We start from the raw sequence: 1,325 nt of genomic DNA on the forward strand, positions 1-1,325 counted from the left end.
TAGTTGCACGCTCTAGACCCGAAGCGGAGTGATCTAGCCATGGGCAGGTTGAAGCGGCTGTAAGAGGTCGTGGAGGACCGAACCCACCAAGGTTGAAAACTTGGGGGATGACCTGTGGTTAGGGGTGAAAGGCCAATCAAACTCCGTGATAGCTGGTTCTCCCCGAAATGCATTTAGGTGCAGCGTCGTGTGTTTCTTGCCGGAGGTAGAGCACTGGATAGGCGATGGGCCCTACCGGGTTACTGACCTTAGCCAAACTCCGAATGCCGGTAAGTGAGAGCACGGCAGTGAGACTGTGGGGGATAAGCTCCATGGTCGAGAGGGAAACAGCCCAGAACATCGACTAAGGCCCCTAAGCGTACGCTAAGTGGGAAAGGATGTGGAGTCGCAGAGACAACCAGGAGGTTGGCTTAGAAGCAGCCACCCTTGAAAGAGTGCGTAATAGCTCACTGGTCTAGTGATTCCGCGCCGACAATGTAGCGGGGCTCAAGCGTACCGCCGAAGTCGTGTCATTCCAGCACATACCCCCAACGGGGGCTGGGATGGGTAGGGGAGCGTCGTGTGCCGGGTGAAGCAGCCGCGGAAGCGAGTTGTGGACGGTTCACGAGTGAGAATGCAGGCATGAGTAGCGATACACACGTGAGAAACGTGTGCGCCGATTGACTAAGGGTTCCTGGGTCAAGCTGATCTGCCCAGGGTAAGTCGGGACCTAAGGCGAGGCCGACAGGCGTAGTCGATGGACAACCGGTTGATATTCCGGTACCCGCTTTGAAACGCCCAATATCGAATCAGACGATGCTAAGCCCGTGAAGCCGTTCCGGACCCTTCGGGGAAAGGAAAGTGGTGGAGCCGGCGAACCAGATCTGTAGTAGGTAAGCGATGGGGTGACGCAGGAAGGTAGTCCAGCCCGGGCGGTGGTAGTCCCGGGGTAAGGGTGTAGGCCGTGTGATAGGCAAATCCGTCACACATTAAGGCTGAGACCTGATGCCGAGCCGATTGTGGTGAAGTGGATGATCCTATGCTGTCGAGAAAAGCCTCTAGCGAGTTTCATGGCGGCCCGTACCCTAAACCGACTCAGGTGGTCAGGTAGAGAATACCGAGGCGTTCGGGTGAACTATGGTTAAGGAACTCGGCAAAATGCCCCCGTAACTTCGGGAGAAGGGGGGCCATTCCTGGTGACTGGATTTACTCCATGAGCTGGGGGTGGCCGCAGAGACCAGCGAGAAGCGACTGTTTACTAAAAACACAGGTCCGTGCGAAGCCGTAAGGCGATGTATACGGACTGACGCCTGCCCGGTGCTGGAACGTTAAGGGGACCGGTTAGT

The 1,325-nt window shown here is 56.7% G+C and carries 1 rRNA gene; it reads left to right on the top strand.

The features are described from left to right. Positions 1-1,325: ribosomal RNA gene (locus ACIBI4_RS34505) — 23S ribosomal RNA — on the top strand; the annotation flags it as partial.

This window comes from Streptomyces sp. NPDC050418 (genome assembly GCF_044458745.1).
Taxonomy (GTDB): Bacteria; Actinomycetota; Actinomycetes; order Streptomycetales; family Streptomycetaceae; genus Streptomyces.